General features: G+C 68.8%; 13 protein-coding genes. 4 read left to right on the top strand and 9 right to left on the bottom strand.

Translation table 11 applies throughout. The annotated features are described in order from the left end of the window. Positions 1 to 61 precede the first annotated feature (61 nt). On the top strand, positions 62 to 2,002 hold the full coding sequence (pknB, locus tag QM591_RS11410) for a Stk1 family PASTA domain-containing Ser/Thr kinase (RefSeq protein WP_415132521.1): 1,941 nt from the start codon (positions 62 to 64) through the stop codon (positions 2,000 to 2,002). A 1-nt stretch (position 2,003) separates the two neighbouring features. On the opposite strand, the gene QM591_RS11405 is transcribed toward pknB, so the two are convergent. The 3 genes from QM591_RS11405 to QM591_RS11395 are packed head-to-tail and all read right to left on the bottom strand — an operon-like array spanning position 2,004 to position 5,025. Further along, entirely contained in the window at positions 2,004 to 3,341 is a 1,338-nt protein-coding gene (locus QM591_RS11405) for a class II 3-deoxy-7-phosphoheptulonate synthase (protein ID WP_415132520.1), read from the bottom strand. Between the two features lie 58 nt (positions 3,342 to 3,399). Then, on the bottom strand, positions 3,400 to 4,086 hold the full coding sequence (locus QM591_RS11400) for a lysophospholipid acyltransferase family protein (RefSeq protein ID WP_415132519.1): 687 nt from the start codon (positions 4,084 to 4,086) through the stop codon (positions 3,400 to 3,402). Between the two features lie 3 nt (positions 4,087 to 4,089). Next, positions 4,090 to 5,025, bottom strand: a complete 936-nt coding sequence (locus tag QM591_RS11395; protein WP_415132518.1) for an ROK family protein — start codon at positions 5,023 to 5,025, stop codon at positions 4,090 to 4,092. Positions 5,026 to 5,185: 160 nt separating this feature from the next. Here QM591_RS11395 and QM591_RS11390 point away from each other — a divergent pair, with 160 nt between their 5' ends. After that, positions 5,186 to 7,018, top strand: coding sequence for an AMP-dependent synthetase/ligase (locus QM591_RS11390; RefSeq protein WP_415132517.1), 1,833 nt, complete (start codon positions 5,186 to 5,188; stop codon positions 7,016 to 7,018). A 91-nt stretch (positions 7,019 to 7,109) separates the two neighbouring features. Here the strand turns inward: QM591_RS11390 and def are convergent, their stop codons facing one another. The 3 genes from def to QM591_RS11375 form a co-directional block, all read right to left on the bottom strand. Then, the gene (gene def, locus QM591_RS11385) at positions 7,110 to 7,601 is read right to left on the bottom strand and encodes a peptide deformylase (protein ID WP_415132516.1); all 492 of its coding nucleotides are present in this window, start codon (positions 7,599 to 7,601) and stop codon (positions 7,110 to 7,112) included. Beyond that, positions 7,601 to 8,908: a MinD/ParA family ATP-binding protein gene (locus QM591_RS11380; protein ID WP_415132515.1), complete on the bottom strand. Its 1,308-nt coding sequence runs from the start codon at positions 8,906 to 8,908 to the stop codon at positions 7,601 to 7,603. Before QM591_RS11380 ends, def begins: the two co-directional genes overlap by 1 nt. A 68-nt stretch (positions 8,909 to 8,976) precedes the next feature. Further along, the gene (locus QM591_RS11375; protein WP_415132514.1) at positions 8,977 to 12,384 is read right to left on the bottom strand and encodes a pyruvate carboxylase; all 3,408 of its coding nucleotides are present in this window, start codon (positions 12,382 to 12,384) and stop codon (positions 8,977 to 8,979) included. A gap of 112 nt (positions 12,385 to 12,496) precedes the next feature. On the opposite strand from QM591_RS11375, the gene QM591_RS11370 reads away from it, so the two are divergent. After that, positions 12,497 to 13,306 (top strand): ParA family protein, encoded by an 810-nt coding sequence (locus QM591_RS11370; RefSeq protein WP_067159421.1) that lies wholly within the window; start codon positions 12,497 to 12,499, stop codon positions 13,304 to 13,306. A gap of 21 nt (positions 13,307 to 13,327) precedes the next feature. Here QM591_RS11370 and QM591_RS11365 read toward each other — a convergent pair whose 3' ends face one another. From QM591_RS11365 to QM591_RS11355, 3 genes are all read right to left on the bottom strand, one after another. Next, the gene (locus tag QM591_RS11365) at positions 13,328 to 13,873 is read right to left on the bottom strand and encodes a MerR family transcriptional regulator (protein WP_067159418.1); all 546 of its coding nucleotides are present in this window, start codon (positions 13,871 to 13,873) and stop codon (positions 13,328 to 13,330) included. A 97-nt stretch (positions 13,874 to 13,970) separates the two neighbouring features. Then, positions 13,971 to 14,648, bottom strand: coding sequence for a MerR family transcriptional regulator (locus QM591_RS11360; protein WP_415132513.1), 678 nt, complete (start codon positions 14,646 to 14,648; stop codon positions 13,971 to 13,973). Beyond that, positions 14,645 to 15,127 (bottom strand): FHA domain-containing protein, encoded by a 483-nt coding sequence (locus QM591_RS11355; protein WP_415132512.1) that lies wholly within the window; start codon positions 15,125 to 15,127, stop codon positions 14,645 to 14,647. Before QM591_RS11355 ends, QM591_RS11360 begins: the two co-directional genes overlap by 4 nt. Before the next feature lie 230 nt (positions 15,128 to 15,357). Between QM591_RS11355 and QM591_RS11350 the strand changes: the two genes are divergently transcribed. Then, positions 15,358 to 15,963 (top strand): copper resistance CopC family protein, encoded by a 606-nt coding sequence (locus QM591_RS11350; protein ID WP_415132511.1) that lies wholly within the window; start codon positions 15,358 to 15,360, stop codon positions 15,961 to 15,963. Positions 15,964 to 15,969 lie beyond the last annotated feature (6 nt).

Genomic DNA, 15,969 nt, shown 5'->3' with positions numbered 1-15,969 from the left:
GCTCTCGCCGCGGGGCGAGCCGCTGCCCGGACTCCTCGCTCGGGCTCCGTAGACTCGACGCGTGAGCACGGGCCAGCAGACGGATCCGCTGATCGGCCGCCTGGTCGACAGTCGGTACCGCGTACGCGCCCGCATCGCGCGCGGCGGGATGGCGACCGTCTACGTCGCCACCGACCTCCGCCTCGAGCGCCGCGTCGCGCTCAAAGTGATGCACGGTCACCTCTCCGACGACACCGTCTTCCAGAGTCGGTTCATCCAAGAGGCCCGCGCGGCCGCCCGCCTGGCCGACCCCCACGTCGTCAACGTCTTCGACCAGGGGCAGGACGACGACCTGGCCTACCTCGTGATGGAGTACCTGCCCGGCATCACGCTCCGGGAGCTGCTCCGCGAGCAGCGTCGCCTCTCCATCCCCCAGACGATCACGATCATGGATGCCGTCCTCTCCGGCTTGTCTGCGGCGCACCGGGCAGGAATCGTCCATCGCGACGTGAAGCCGGAGAACGTGCTGCTCGCCGAGGACGGGCGGATCAAGATCGGCGACTTCGGTTTGGCGCGGGCGACCAGCGCGAACACCGCGACCGGCCAGATGCTGCTCGGGACGATCGCCTACCTCGCCCCCGAGCTGGTCACGCGCGGCACGGCCGATGCTCGCAGCGACATCTACGCCCTCGGCATCATGCTGTACGAGATGCTCACGGGCGAACAGCCCTACAAGGGCGAGCAGCCGATGCAGATCGCCTACCAGCACGCCACCGACTCGGTCCCGCGCCCGAGCGTGCGCAATCCCGGCGTTCCGGAACAGCTCGACGAGCTGGTGCTGTGGGCGACGGAGAGACAACCCGACGAACGTCCGGTCGACGCGCGAGAGATGCTCGACCGCTTACGTGACATCGAGAAGGAGTTGGGGATCCATCCCCAAGTGGTGCGGTCCACCGCCGTGGGGGTCACCGCCGGAGACGGAACGGCTCCGTCGGGCGAACTCACCAAGGTGCTGCCCGGATCCTTCACGGCACCGGTCGTCACGACCGACGTCGACAACGCCACGAAGCTCCGACGGCGCGCGCGTCGGCGCGCGGTCACGGGCGCGTGGCTGCTCGTGCTCGTCCTGCTCCTTGCCGCAGCGGGTGCCGGAACCGGGTGGTGGTTCGGTTCGGGTCCCGGTGCCCTCGTGAGCGTGCCGGATCTTCGCGGCAAGAGCTTCGACGAGGCCGCCGCCGAGCTCCGCAGCCACGAACTCACCGCCGTGCAGGAGGGGCAGAACAGCCTCGACGTCGCCGAGGGCGACACCATCCGCACCGACCCCGAGCCGGGGACCCGAGTGGAGAAGCGGGCACCGGTGACCGTCATCGTCTCACTCGGACCGGCCGAGGTCACGCTTCCGACGCTCGAGAACAAGACCGTGGAGACGGTGACGCAGCTGCTGCGCGACGCGCACATCAACGTCGCGCTCTCGAACCCCTACTTCACGTCGTTCGACGAGGATCACGTGGTCCGCGTGTTCATCACGCAAGCGGGCGTCGAAGACCCCATCCCGTGCGCGCAGGGCTGCACCGTGCTCCAGGGATCCAGCGCGGAGATCCGTTACTCGCTCGGGCCCGTTCCCGATGTCGTGGGCGATACCGAGGCCGATGCGACGTCCACCCTCAAGAAGGTCGACCTGAAGGTCACCACGACGCAGGAATACAGCACGTCGGTCGAGAAGGGCCGCGTCATCCGGATGCAGGAGCGCAAGGGCGGCGGATCGTGGCGGCCCGGCGAGACGGTCACGCTGGTCGTCTCGCGCGGACCGCAGCTGTTCGAAGTCCCCGACGTGCGCGGGATGACCCGCGACCGCGCCGTGCAGACGCTGACCGACGCCGGCTTCGAGGTGAGCGGCGTGGTCTTCCCGTGGAACATCGCGCAGAACGACCTGACGGAGGTCGTCTCTCAGAGTCCTGACGCGAAGACGCTGCAGCAGCGCGGCACCACGATCACCATCTCGATCGACGTCCGCCGCGGCTGAGTCAGCGCTTCTCGAGCTCCTCCGCGACGAGGAACGCCAGTTCGAGCGACTGCATGTGGTTCAAGCGCGGGTCGCACAGGGACTCGTAGCGGGTGGCGAGGGTCGCCTCGTCGATCATCTCGGAACCCCCGAGGCACTCGGTGACGTCGTCGCCAGTGAGCTCCACGTGGATCCCGCCCGGGAAGGTTCCCACCGCACGGTGCGCCTCGAAGAAGCCGCGCACCTCGTCGACGACGTCGTCGAAGCGCCGGGTCTTGTATCCCGTGGGCGTCGTGATGCCGTTCCCGTGCATCGGATCGGTGACCCACAACGGCGTCGCGCCGGAATCCTTGACCGCTTCGAGAAGCGGCGGCAGGGCGTCGCGGATCTTGCCGGCACCCATGCGGGTGATGAACGTGAGCCGACCGGGCTCGCGCTCGGGGTCGAGCTTGTCGATCAGAGCGAGAGCAGTGTCGGTGGAGGTGGTCGGACCGAGCTTCACCCCGATGGGGTTGCGGATCTTGGAGAAGTAGTCGACGTGCGCTCCGTCGAGATCGCGGGTGCGCTCGCCGATCCAGAGGAAATGAGCCGAGGTGTTGTACGGGGTCCCGGTACGCGAATCGATGCGGGTCATCGGTCGCTCGTAGTCCATCAGGAGGCCCTCGTGGCCGGTGTAGAACTCCACTCCGCGCAGCTCGTCGAAGTTGGCGCCGGCCGCCTCCATGAACTTGATCGCGCGGTCGATCTCCGTCGCCAGCCGTTCGTAGCGCACGTTGGCCGGGTTCTTCGCAAAGCCCTGGTTCCAGCTGTGCACTTCGCGCAGGTCGGCAAAACCACCCTGCGTGAACGCGCGGATGAGGTTCAGCGTCGACGCCGCCGTGTGGTAGCCCTTGAGGAGCCGGCCGGGGTCGGCGGCACGGGAGGCCTCCGTGAAGTCGTATCCGTTGACGATGTCGCCGCGGTAGGCGGGAAGGGTGACATCTCCCCGGGTCTCGGTGTCGCTCGATCGCGGCTTGGCGAACTGGCCCGCCATCCGTCCCATCTTCACGACCGGCATCGATGCGCCATACGTGAGGACGACCGCCATCTGCAGCACCGTCTTGATGCGGTTGCGGATCTGCTCCGCCGTGGCCCCGGCGAACGTCTCGGCGCAGTCGCCTCCCTGGAGGAGGAAGGCACGACCGCTCGCTGCTCGCGCGAGCCGCTCCCGCAGGTTGTCGACCTCGCCCGCGAATACGAGCGGCGGGAGCGAGGCGATCTCGTCAGAGACCGCGGCCACCGCGTCGAGATCTGACCAGGACGGCTGCTGCTTGATCGGGAGCGAGCGCCAGTTGTCGAGCGCATCGAGCGTTACGGGCATCCGCTCAGTCTAGTGGCGTGCGCGACGCGGTCCGCCCCCTGTGACAGGCCCCACGACCTCAGGCCGAAGCCGGGCGTCGGTCCTTCACTGTCGAGGCGTAGACGTCGTCGTACTCCTGCTCGCCCAGGCGCTGCAGGGCCACCATGATCTCGTCGGTGATGGAGCGGAGGATGTAGCGATCCCCTTCCATCCCGTGGAAGCGACTGAAGTCCAACGGTTCACCGATCACCATGCCGACCCGCCCGATCCTCGGGATCGACCGACCGATCGGCATCACGGTGCCGGTGTCGACCATGACGACCGGGATCACCGGCACCCGCGCCTCGAGCGCCATGCGGGCAAGCCCCGTCCTCCCCCGATAGAGCTTGCCGTCGGGGCTCCGCGTGCCTTCCGGATAGATCCCGAGCAGGTCACCGCGACCGAGCACCTGCAGCCCGGTGTTGAGCGAGGCCTCGGAGGCCTTGCCTCCGGTACGGTCGATCGGGATCTGGCCCGTCGCCTTCATGAACATCCGGGTCGACCAGCCCTTGATGCCCTTCCCGGTGAAGTAGTCACTCTTGGCGAGGAACGACATGGGGCGATCGATCATGAGAGGCAGGAAGATCGAGTCGCTCACCGACAGGTGGTTACTGGCCAGAATCGCCGCGCCGGAACTCGGGACGTTGCTGCGTCCGACGATCCACGGCCGGAAGATCGCCTTGACGATCGGTCCGATCACGACGTACTTCATGAACCAGTAGAACATCCATCACCCCCGAAGACGGGCGAGGTCGGCGACGCCGATCATTCCGGCGTCGTTGCCGAGAGTCGCGATCGCAAAGCCCGCGACGGGGCGGTCGCCATAGCCGGGAAGCGACGTCTCGTACGCGAGGCGAACGGGGTGGAGCAGGCGCTCACCGAGGTCCGCCACGCCCCCGCCGATCACGAAGAGCTCGGGATCGAGGACCGCCTGGAACTCGCCACAGGCCTCACCGAGGGCCGTCGCGACGCGTCGGACGGCTTCGAGTGCTCCGGGGTCGTCGTCCGCGACGAGCCTTGCCATCTCCGCACCCGGGACGATGCCGCGAGCGTCCTGCGCCTCGGCGAGACGCGCGCCGATACCGCCCGCCGCCGCGATGTCGGCGATCTCGCGCTGGAGGGCACGGCCGGACGCGTACTGCTCGAGGCATCCGTTCTGGCCGCATCCGCACGGACGGCCGCCGCGGATGAAGCGGATGTGGCCCAGCTCTCCGCCGATGCCGTTTCCTCCGACCAGCAGAGTGCCATCGATGACGACGGCACCTCCGACGCCTGTGCCGAGGGTCAGCATGACCAGGTTGGCGCAACCGCGGCCGGCTCCGAAGCGGTACTCCCCCCACCCCGCGGCGTTGGCGTCGTTCTCGAGGGTCACCGGGCGCCCGATGCGCGCCTCGAGCTCGGCACGAAGCGGCTCGTTGCGCCAGTCGATGTTGGGAGCGTGGATGATGATCGATCGCGTCGCGTCGATGAAGCCCGCTGCCGCGACGCCCACGGAGTGGATCTCGTGCCGTTGCGCGAGGTCCCGCACCATCACTGCGACCGCGTCGGCGAGCTCCGCCGGCCGGTCGGGGGTGCTCACGCGCAGCTGCTCGATGATCGAGCCATCCTCTGCGACAACGCCCCCAGCGATCTTCGTGCCGCCGATGTCGATGCCGACGCTGTGCACGCTGCTCCTCTCGCGCCGGCGCGGACCGCACGGCATCCGCAGAAGTCTAGTCCGCGCCCTGACGCCGCCGCGCGCCGCTGGACCGGGTATCAGCGCAAGCTACACTCGATCCCAACCCGTCACTTCCGACGCTGTACCGGTACCGAAGGAGTTGCCGCCCATGAGCGCCGTCCAATTCGAAGTCCCCGCGGTCGTCCCCGCCGACCCGGAAGCAAACACCACCGATCTGCTCGTCGAGCGAGTGAAGGCCACTCCCTCTCTCGCGCTGTTCGCCGTTCCCGACGGCGACGGCTGGCGCGACATCAGTGCCGCTGAGTTCCAGCGCGAGGTCATCCTGCTCGCGAAAGGGCTGGCCGCCGCAGGAGTGCAGCCGGGCGACAAGATCGGCTACATCGCGCGGACCACGTATGAGTGGACGCTCGTCGACTTCGCCCTCTTCTTCGCCGGGGCAGTCATGGTCCCGATCTACGAGACGAGCTCTGCCTCCCAGATCAGCTGGATCCTCTCGGACTCCGGCGCGGTCGCCGTGATCGCCGAGTCCGAGGAGCATGCTGCCCGCATCGCCGAGATCCGTGAGGAGATCCCGCTCGTGCGCGAGTTGTGGACCTCCGCGGCGGGCGATCTCGATACCCTGCGTGGCCGCGCGGGGGAAGTGACCGACGAGGAGATCGAACGTCGCCGCAATCTGGCCGTCGGCTCGGACATCGCCACCCTGATCTACACGTCGGGCTCCACCGGACGGCCCAAGGGATGCGTCCTCACCCACAGCAACTTCGTCGAACTGGCGCGCAACTCCGCGAAGGCCCTCGCCGAGGTCGTGGAGACCCCGGGCGCCTCGACCCTGTTGTTCATCACGACGGCGCACGTCTTCGCTCGATTCATCTCCATCCTGGACATCCATGCGGGCGTCAAGACGGGTCACCAGCCCGACACCAAGCAGCTGCTGCCCGCGCTCGGCTCGTTCAAGCCCACGTTCCTCCTGGCCGTGCCACGCGTCTTCGAGAAGGTGTACAACTCCGCCGAGCAGAAGGCAGAAGCGGGCGGCAAGGGCAACATCTTCCGCGCGGCGGCCCGTACCGCCATCGAGCACTCGCGACTGCAGCAGGACGGGGCGAAGATCCCCTTCCTCACCAAGATCAAGTTCGCCCTGTTCGACAAGCTGGTCTACAGCAAGCTGCGAGAGGCCATGGGCGGACGGGTGACCTACGCCGTCTCGGGCTCGGCTCCGCTGGGAGCACGGCTCGGCCACTTCTTCCACAGCCTCGGCGTCACGATCCTCGAGGGCTACGGTCTCACCGAGACCACGGCGCCGGCGACGGTCAATCTCGCGACCAAGTCGAAGATCGGCACCGTCGGTCCCGTCCTTCCCGGCGTCGGCATCCGCCTGGGCGAGGACGGCGAGATCGAAGTGCGCGGCATCAACGTCTTCAAGGAGTACTGGCGCAACCCCGAGGCGACCGCCGAGGCCTTCGACGACGGGTGGTTCCGCACCGGTGACATCGGATCCTTCGATGCCGAGGGATTCCTCACCATCACGGGCCGCAAGAAGGAGATCATCGTCACCGCGGGCGGCAAGAACGTCGCCCCCGCCGCGCTCGAAGATCCGATCCGAGCGAACCCGATCGTGGGTCAGGTCGTGGTCGTCGGCGACCAGAAGCCGTTCGTCTCGGCGCTCGTCACTCTCGACCCGGAGATGCTGCCCACGTGGCTGTCGAACAACGAGCTGCCCGCCGACATGTCGCTCGCGGACGCTGCGAAGGACCCGAAGGTGCGCGCTGAGGTCCAGCGGGCGATCGACATCGCCAACAAGTCGGTGTCGCGAGCGGAGTCGATCCGCAAGTTCGTGATCCTCGACACGGAGTGGACCGAGGCCAGCGGGCATCTCACGCCCAAGATGAGCATCAAGCGGAACGTGATCCTCGCCGACTTCGCACCGCAGATCGAGGAGCTCTACAGCGTTCCGGTCACCACGACCAACGTTCCGCTGGGCTGATCAGGCCGACAGGTCGGCCGACAAGACAACGGGCCGAAGAGGGAGATCTTCGGCCCGTTGTCTTGTACGCCTGCTCCGACGGGAACGGGGACTAGAACCAGTCGGACTCCCGCACTTGGCGCATCGCGACCCGGCGCGTCTCGGGGTCGAGGCGCTGCAGATACACCATTCCGTCGAGATGGTCGGTCTCGTGCTGGAGCGCCTGCGCGAGCAGTCCGTCACCCTCGAGCACCACCTCGTTGCCGTCGAGGTCGATCCCGACCACTTTGGCGTGCGGGTACCGGGGGGTGTCGTGCCAGAGCCCGGGAACCGACAGGCACCCCTCCCCGGTCGGCTGGGGCTCCCCCGAGACCTCGACGAGCTCGGGATTGAGGATGTAGCCGATGTCGCCGTCGATGTTGTAACTGAAGGCGCGCACCCCGACCCCGATCTGTGGGGCGGCGACACCCGCGCGTCCCGGGAGTTCCACGGTGTCGAGAAGGTCCTGGACCAGCGCACGCACGCCGTCGTCGATCTGCTCCACCGGCGAGGCGACGGCACGCAGAACGGGGTCGCCGAACAGGCGGATCGCTCGAACCGTCATCAGACGGCCGTCGCGATGCGCAGGCCTTCGACGACAGTGGCCGCGAGCTCGCGGGCGGCCAGTCGCGTTGCGGGCTGAAGGTCGCGGAAGGAGATCGCGCTCCCGGCCGCGAGGTGCGCGTCGTAGGGCATACGGACGACGGTCCGCACGCGGGTGCCGAAGTGGGACTCCAGCTCGGAGGCCCGCACAAGAGGCGTCCCCGGGCGCGCCGTGTTGAGGACGACGACGGCGTTTCGGACCTGATCCTCGAAACCGTTCGTCTCCAGCCACGTCAGCGTCTCCGACGCCAGGCGCGCCTCGTCGACGCTGAGTCCGGCGACGACGACCAGCACATCGGCGAGCTCGAGGGTCGCCTCCATGACGGAGTGCACGACGCCGGTGCCGGTGTCGGTGAGGACGATGGAGTAGTAGTGCGCTGCGACGGAGGCGACGTCGTGGTAATCGCGGTCGTTGAACGCCTCGGAGACGCGCGGGTCGGCATCGGACGCGAGGACGTCCAGACGGGTCTCGTCCCGCGCGACGATGCCCGAGAGGTCGTTGAACCCGACGACGTCGCCGCGCGTGCGGACGAGGTCCCGGACCGTCTTTCCGCTGGAGCGACCGATGCGATCCGAGAGGGTTCCCCGGTCGGGGTTCGCGTCGATCGCGATCACGCGGTCGTCCCGCGCGTCCGCGAGCGCCATCCCCAGAAGAGTCGACACGGTCGTCTTTCCGACGCCGCCCTTGCGCGAGAGGACCGGGACGAACTTCGCACCGCCACCCAGCGGCGCCGCGATGCGACGATCGAGGGCCTTGCGCGCGCGAGCGCGCTTGCTGTCCCCGAGGTTCAGGCGGCGCGCCGTCGCAGAGTAGACGAACCGCTGCCATCCCCCCTCGGGCTCCGGGCGCACGACATGCGCGGGGTCCAGAAGCCGGTCGGCGGTCAGCAGGTCGGAGGTCTCCCGTCCTGCCTCGAACTCGCCGAGTCGACGAGACTGCAGCGGCACGTCGGCGGTACGGGGGTGGACCCGTTCCACCGCGTGCTTCGCGTCGTGGTCGTCGAGGTGGTGGGCCTCGCGCCGGGTGGACGGCGGTCCGTCGGAGTCGACGGCGTCGTCGAGCACCTCGGCGTCGATCGGTGCGGCAGCGATCGCCACGCCCTCGTCGGGCAGCAGGTCGTCGTCCTCGTCGCTCAACGACGGCAGGCTCACGTCGACCTGTGCCGTCGCACCACGGACCAACCCGATGCCGGCGGTGTCGATGCTGCCGGTGGTCAGCACACCGTTCTCGAGGTCGTCGGGCGTCTTGTCGTTGCGGTCAGGCGTCACTGCTGTTCACTCCAGGTGGTCTCCGGGCCGCAAAACGCGCAGATCGCGTCGCGGCCCAGGGAGCAAGGCTACTCGGAGGGCCGGATGACGACCAAAAGATCGCCGGCCTCCACCTGCGCGGTCGCCGCGATCACGAGGCGCTCGATCACCCCGCCGACGGGAGCGGTGATGGCCGCCTCCATCTTCATCGCCTCGATCGAGGCGACCGGCTGACCGGCGGTCACGACGTCGCCCTCCGCGGTCTTGAGCGTCACGACGCCCGAGAAGGGCGCCGCGACCTGACCGGGCCGCGACGTGTCGGCCTTCTCCGCCTGACGGGCTTCGACGGCGATGCTGCGGTCCCGAACGAAGACGGGGCGGAGCTGACCGTTGAGGGTCGCCATGACCGTGCGCATGCCCTTGTCGTCGGCCTCGCCGATCGCCTCGAGCCCGACGTACAGCTGCACGCCGCGGTCGATCTCCACGACGTGCTCCGACCCGGGGAGCAGGCCGTAGAGGTAGTCCGCGGTGTCCAGCACGCTGAGGTCGCCGTAGGTGGCACGGGTATCGCGATAGGTACGCGTGGGTCCGGGGAAGAGCAGTTCGTTCAGCTTGCCGCGACGGGAGGCCGAATCGCCCTTCAGGGCGGCCTGATCCTCCGCCGTGATGTCGGCGACGGCGATCTTGGCCTCGCGCCCCTGGAGCACCTTGCTCCGGAACGGCTCCGGCCACCCGCCCGGAAGGTCCCCCAGCTCCCCCGCCATGAATCCGACGACCGAGTCGGGGACGTCGTACTTCTCGGGATTGCGCGCGAAGTCGGCCGGGTCGGCCTTGACGGCCGCCAGGTGGAGCGCCAGATCACCGACGACCTTCGAGGACGGGGTGACCTTGGGGACCCGGCCGAGAATCTCGTTGGCGGCCGCGTACATGTCCTCGATCAGCTCGAAGTCGTCGGCCAAGCCGAGTGCGATCGCCTGCTGTCGCAGGTTCGAGAGCTGCCCGCCCGGGATCTCGTGACGGTAGACGCGTCCGGTGGGGCCCGGAAGGCCGGACTCGAAGGGTCGGTACAGGTGACGAACCGCCTCCCAGTACGGTTCGAGGTCGGACACCGCGCGCAGGTCGATTCCCGTGTCGCGCTCGGTGTGCGCCAGCGCGGCGACGAGGGCCGACAGCGACGGCTGACTGGTCGTTCCCGCCATCGGAGCGGCAGCGGCATCCACCGCGTCGGCGCCGGCCGCACTCGCAGCGAGCAGGGTCGCGAGCTGTCCGCCCGCCGTGTCGTGCGTGTGCACGTGTACGGGCGCGTCGAACCGCTCCCGCAGAGCGGTGACCAGGCGCGTGGCGGCCGCAGGTCGCAGGAGACCGGCCATGTCCTTGATCGCGAGCACGTGCGCGCCGCTCTCGATGATCTGCTCCGCCAGTCGCAGGTAGTAGTCGAGTGTGTAGAGCTCTTCCGCGGGGTCGAGGAGATCACCGGTGTAGCAGAGCGCGACCTCGGCAACCGCACGGCCGGTCTGCAACACGGCCTCGACCGCCGGACGCATCTGCGACACGTCGTTGAGCGCGTCGAAGATGCGGAAGATGTCGACGCCGGAGGCGACGGCCTCGTCGATGAAGGCATCGGTGACCGCCGTGGGGTAGGGCGTGTATCCGACGGTGTTGCGTCCGCGCAGCAGCATCTGGATCGCGACGTTGGGAAGCGCGGTGCGCAGCGCGTCGAGACGCTCCCACGGATCCTCCCCCAGGAAGCGCAGCGCGACATCGTAGGTGGCGCCGCCCCAGGCCTCGACCGACAACAGCTGCGGCGTGGCGCGGGCCACGTAGGGGGCCACCTTCACGAGGTCGCGGGTGCGCACCCGCGTCGCGAGAAGGGACTGGTGGGCATCGCGGAACGTGGTCTCGGTCACGGCGAGGGCCGTCTGCGCGCGGAGGGCGGCGGCGAATCCCGCCGGGCCGAGCTCGAGCAGCCGCTGGCGGGATCCCGCGACGGGCTCGACGCCCAGGTCCACCGCGGGGAGCTTGGACGCAGGGTCGACGGTGAGCGGGTTCTCACCGTTCGGACGGTTCACGGTGACGTCGGCCAGCCACGCCATGATCTTCGAGCCGCGGTCCTTGGACTCCCGGCCGGTGAGGAGCTCCGGCCGTTCGTCGATGAAGGCGGTGCTGAGGTCGCCGGCGACGAACGCGGGATCGTCGAGCACCTGCTGGAGGAAGGGGATGTTCGTCGTGACGCCGCGGATGCGGAACTCCGCCAGGGCGCGACGAGAGCGGATGACGGCCGCCTCGAAATCCCGTCCGCGGCAGGTGAGCTTGGCCAGCATCGAATCGAAGTGAGGGCTCACTTGGGAGCCGGCCGCCGTGGTGCCGCCGTCGAGGCGGATCCCGGCGCCTCCCGGCGAACGGTAGGTAGTGATCTTGCCGGTGTCGGGGCGGAAGCCCTGAGTCGGATCCTCGGTCGTGATCCGGCACTGGAGCGCCGCACCACGCAGCCGGATCTGCTCCTGACGCAGCCCCAGGTCATCCAGCGACTCCCCCGCGGCGATACGCATCTGCGACTGCACGAGGTCGACGTCGGTGACCTCCTCCGTGACCGTGTGCTCGACCTGGATGCGCGGGTTCATCTCGATGAAGACGACCTCGCCAGTGCGTGGCCCCGCCGTCTCGAGGAGGAACTCCACGGTCCCGGCGTTCTGGTATCCGATCGAGCGGGCGAAGGCCACGGCGTGGCGGTGGAGAGCGTCTCGGACGTCGTCGGCCAGGTTGGGGGCCGGGGCGATCTCGACGACCTTCTGGTGTCGGCGCTGCACGGAGCAGTCGCGCTCGAAGAGATGGACCGTGTGCCCGGCGCCGTCGGCGAGGATCTGCACCTCGACGTGACGGGGGCGCTGGACGGCCTGCTCGAGGAAGACGCGCGAGTCGCCGAAGGCGCTGCCCGCTTCGCGCATGGCCTCCGCGAGAGCGGGGGCCAGCTGCTCGGGCGCCTCGACTCGTCGCATCCCCCGCCCGCCGCCGCCAGCGACCGCTTTGACGAAGATCGGGAAGCCGATCTCGTCGGCCCGCGCGACGAGGGCGTCGACGTCGTCGGAGGCCCCGGTGGAGCGGAGGACCGGAACGCCCGCGGCGATCGCGTGCTCCTTGGCGGTCACCTTGTTGCCCGCCATCTCCAGCACGTGTGACGGCGGTCCGATGAAAGTGATCCCGGCCTCGGCGGCGCGCGCGGCCAACTCGGGGTTCTCGGAGAGGAACCCGTAGCCGGGGTAGATCGCATCGGCTCCGCTCTCCAGGGCGACGCGAATGATCTCCGACACGTCGAGGTAGGAGCGGACGGGCTGGCCCTTGGTGCCGATCTCGTACGCTTCGTCGGCCTTCAAACGGTGGAGGGAGTATCGATCTTCGTACGGGTAGACGGCGACCGTGCGGGCACCCAGTTCGAAGGCGGCGCGAAACGCGCGGATCGCGATCTCGCCGCGATTGGCAACCAGGATCTTTCGGAACATACGCACCTCACGTGTGATGACCGGGGCGCACAGTTCATCGGACGCCCGAATGCCGCAGACGCCGGGGCGCCTGAGTGTGCTCACAGCCTAGGGGAAGGTAACGTAGAGCCTCGTGCACGTACTCTCCGTCAGCTCACTTAAGGGGGGGGTCGGGAAGACGACCGTGACACTCGGACTCGCCTCCGCGGCGTTCGCTCGAGGTGTCCGAACCCTCGTCGTCGACCTGGACCCGCAGTCCGACGTGTCGACGGGGATGGACATCCAGGTCGCCGGGCGCTTGAACATCGCCGATGTGCTGGCCAATCCCAAGGAGAAGGTGGTCCGTCAGGCGATCACCTCCAGCGGCTGGGCGAAAGTGCACCCCGGCACGATCGACGTCCTCATCGGCAGCCCGTCCGCGATCAACTTCGACGGCCCGCACCCCAGCGTCCGCGACGTATGGAAGCTCGAGGAGGCGCTCGCGACGATCGAGGCCGACTACGACCTCGTGCTCGTCGACTGCGCTCCCTCGCTCAACGCACTCACGCGCACGGCGTGGGCAGCGAGCGACCGCGTGATCGTCGTCACGGAGCCGGGTCTCTTCTCGGTCGCCGCCGCTGACCGAGCCCTTCGCGCGATCGAGGAGATCCGGCGCGGCCTCTCTCCCCGCCTCCAGCCCCTGGGCATCGTCGTCAACCGCGTGCGTCCGCAGTCGATCGAGCACCAGTTCCGCATCAAGGAGCTGCGCGACATGTTCGGCCCGCTCGTGCTGTCACCTCAGCTTCCCGAACGTACGTCGCTTCAGCAGGCCCAGGGCGCCGCCAAGCCCCTCCACATCTGGCCCGGCGACTCCGCGCAAGAGCTCGCGGGCGATTTCGACGCGCTGTTGGACCGCGTCATGCGGACCGGGCGCATTCCGGTCGCGGGCGAAGCGCGAGCCTGAGGGGCGAACGGCTCCGGTGGCTTACGCCGACCGGACCGCGCGACGAGCGGCGAGCTCGTCGACCGGGTCGGGCACCTGCGGGTCGAAGTCGAGGAGCGTCGACTCCACTTCGTGCAGGACCTTGCCCACGGCGATGCCGAAGACGCCTTGCCCGCGGCTGACCAAGTCGATGACCTCGTCGTTCGAGGTGCAGAGGTAGACCGATGCGCCGTCGCTCATGAGCGTCGTGCCGGCGAGGTCGCGGATGCCCGCCGCCCGCAACTGCTCGACCGCGGTGCGGATCTGCTGCAGCGAGATTCCGGTGTCGAGAAGACGCTTGACGAGCTTGAGGACGAGGATGTCGCGGAAACCGTAGAGACGCTGCGAGCCGGACCCGGAGGCGCCGCGGACGGTGGGCTCGACGAGCTCGGTACGCGCCCAGTAATCGAGCTGACGATAGGTGATGCCTGCGGCACGAGCGGCGACGGCGCCCCGATATCCGACCTCGTCGTCCATCTGCGGGAGGCCGTCGGTGAAGAGCAGTTCAGTGGTGAACTGCGGCTCGCCGATCGCGTCGTGCGCGGTCATTTCGCCTCCTGCGTTGTGGTGGTTCGCTTCCACGCTAGAGGAGGGAGGGGCACCCGGCAACGACATCGGGCTCTCACGCCTCGGCGTGTCGCGGCGGTCAGGGAGCCAGACGCTCCAGTGCGGCCTGCACGAGGCCGGCGCGCAGCTCGTCGATTCGGCGCACGAGCTCCGGAGCCACCTCGTGTGCGCGAGCGCGCGAAGCCGGATCGGATTTGCGCAGGAGCGGTGCCAGCGCGCTCTCCACGAGCGCGACGTCACGCTCGGCGGCCTGCCGCAGTGTGCGTAGATGCCGCGGCTGGATTCCGTGGGCATCGAGCGCCACGAGAGCGCGCAGGGTTGCCAGAGCCCGCTCGTCGAACGTGTCTGCCGCAGGCAGGAGTCCGGCGCTGATCGCCTCGCTGAGAAGCGACGTGCTCGCCTCCGCCTCGGACACGAGCTCGTCACGACGATACCGACGCGCCGCGTGCACGATGGAGGCGGGCATGCTCGCCAGCTCCCCCGTCGGGTCGTCGAGGTACTCACGAATGCGCGCCAACGGAATGCCGTAATCCCGTTGCATCGTGAGGGTCGTGCGGAGGCGCTCGACGTCGGTCGGAGAGAACTTACGGTAACCGGAGTCGGTGCGCACCGGCGATACGATGCCCTGCACTTCGAGGTAGCGGAGTTTGCTCGCGCTCAGCAAGGGGAACTCCGGCGTCAGGCGCGCGAGAACCTGACCGATGCTGAGGTGTCCCGCCGACGCCGCGCGACCGCGAGAAGCTGCGGCCGGGCTCACCCGGCGTGCTCGCGATCGACCGGCGACGCGAAGAAGTTGAGACGGAACTTGCCGATGCGTAGCTCGGCTCCATCGGTGAGGACCGCCCGGTCGACGCGCTCGCCGTTGACGTAGGTACCGTTCAGGGACCGCTGGTCCACGAGCTCGAAGACCGTTCCGGAACGATTGAGCTCCGCGTGACGGCGGGACACCGTGACGTCGTCGAAGAAGATGTCCGCCTCGGGGTGGCGTCCCACGGTGGTGACATCGGTGTCCAGTAGATATCGCGCTCCGGCCGTCGGGCCCGAGCGGACGAGCAGCATAGCGGAGCGGGACGGCAGCGCTGCGATCGCTTCGCGCTCGACCTCGCTCAGCTCGCTTCCGAACGGGATGAAGGACAGATCCGAATCGTGGCCAAACGTCTGCGTCGTGTCGTGAGAGACGCGCTCGTGCGGTTCGGCTCCACGCCGGATGTCGTCGGGTCGACGGTTCTCGTCCACGGTGGCCTCCTCCTCATTCACCCTAACCGATCGGCCGCTCCCCCTGAGCGTGAGTTCGTGCTCGGGACACTCTCGAGCGGGGTCCGCGGGCGCTCCCCCAGCCTGACGGATTCGCGGCTCGACGACAAGCCGCAGAACACCTCCCTCTGCCGCCGCGACGGACTCCGCCCAGGGGAGGAGTGGGCGGACTCGCCGCGACTCCCCCAGAGTCGATCGGTAGGGTCGATCGGGTGACGACCCCTGCTGCTCTTGCTTCCTCCGCCTCCCCCGCCCGAACCGGACGACGACTCCGCCTGGCAGCCGTGCTCGCGCTCGCGGCGGCGCTGGTCACAGGTTCCGCCGCGTCGCCGGCGTTCGCACACGACGAGCTGGTGGGGTCCGACCCCGCCGTGGGATCGGAGGTCGCCGAGATGCCTGCGGAGATCACGCTCACCTTCAGCGGTGTGCTCCTGACCGGAGACGGGACCACCGACGTCGTCGTGACCGACGCCTCAGGAACGGAGCTGACCACCGAACCCCCCGTGGTCGACGGAGTCCGTGTCATCCAGCCCATCAGCGGCTCCGCGTCCGGAGAGATCACTGTCACCTGGCGTGTGGTCTCCAGTGACGGACACCCCATCTCCGACCAGTTCGGCTTCGTGGTCGCGGGCACGAGCACCGGCTCCACGACGGAGCCCGCCGACCCCGTCTCCCCGTCTCCGAGTGCGCAAGGCACCGACGCGGGGACGGACGGCATGGAGCTCCTGCCGGTGTGGATCGTGGTGGGCGTGGTGGCGGTCGTGGCGGTGTTCTTCGTCGTGCTCCTGACGCGGAGACGGGGCCCGCGCGAGGACTAGGCTGGG

Origin of the sequence: Microbacterium sp. (assembly GCF_047607225.1) — a bacterium.
GTDB lineage: Bacteria > Actinomycetota > Actinomycetes > Actinomycetales > Microbacteriaceae > Microbacterium.
Note: the sequence above shows the minus strand (reverse complement) of the source record. Positions and strands in the feature narration are given on the sequence as shown.

Excerpts from the sequence above, each read along its gene's own strand:
- QM591_RS11375 (WP_415132514.1), bottom strand. The coding sequence starts at position 12,384 with ATGTTCCGAAAGATCCTGGTTGCCAATCGCGGCGAGATCGCGATCCGC.
- QM591_RS11405 (WP_415132520.1), bottom strand. The coding sequence starts at position 3,341 with ATGCCCGTAACGCTCGATGCGCTCGACAACTGGCGCTCGCTCCCGATC.
- QM591_RS11365 (WP_067159418.1), bottom strand. The coding sequence starts at position 13,873 with ATGACCGCGCACGACGCGATCGGCGAGCCGCAGTTCACCACTGAACTG.
- def (WP_415132516.1), bottom strand. The coding sequence starts at position 7,601 with ATGACGGTTCGAGCGATCCGCCTGTTCGGCGACCCCGTTCTGCGTGCC.
- QM591_RS11400 (WP_415132519.1), bottom strand. The coding sequence starts at position 4,086 with ATGTTCTACTGGTTCATGAAGTACGTCGTGATCGGACCGATCGTCAAG.
- QM591_RS11390 (WP_415132517.1), top strand. The coding sequence starts at position 5,186 with ATGAGCGCCGTCCAATTCGAAGTCCCCGCGGTCGTCCCCGCCGACCCG.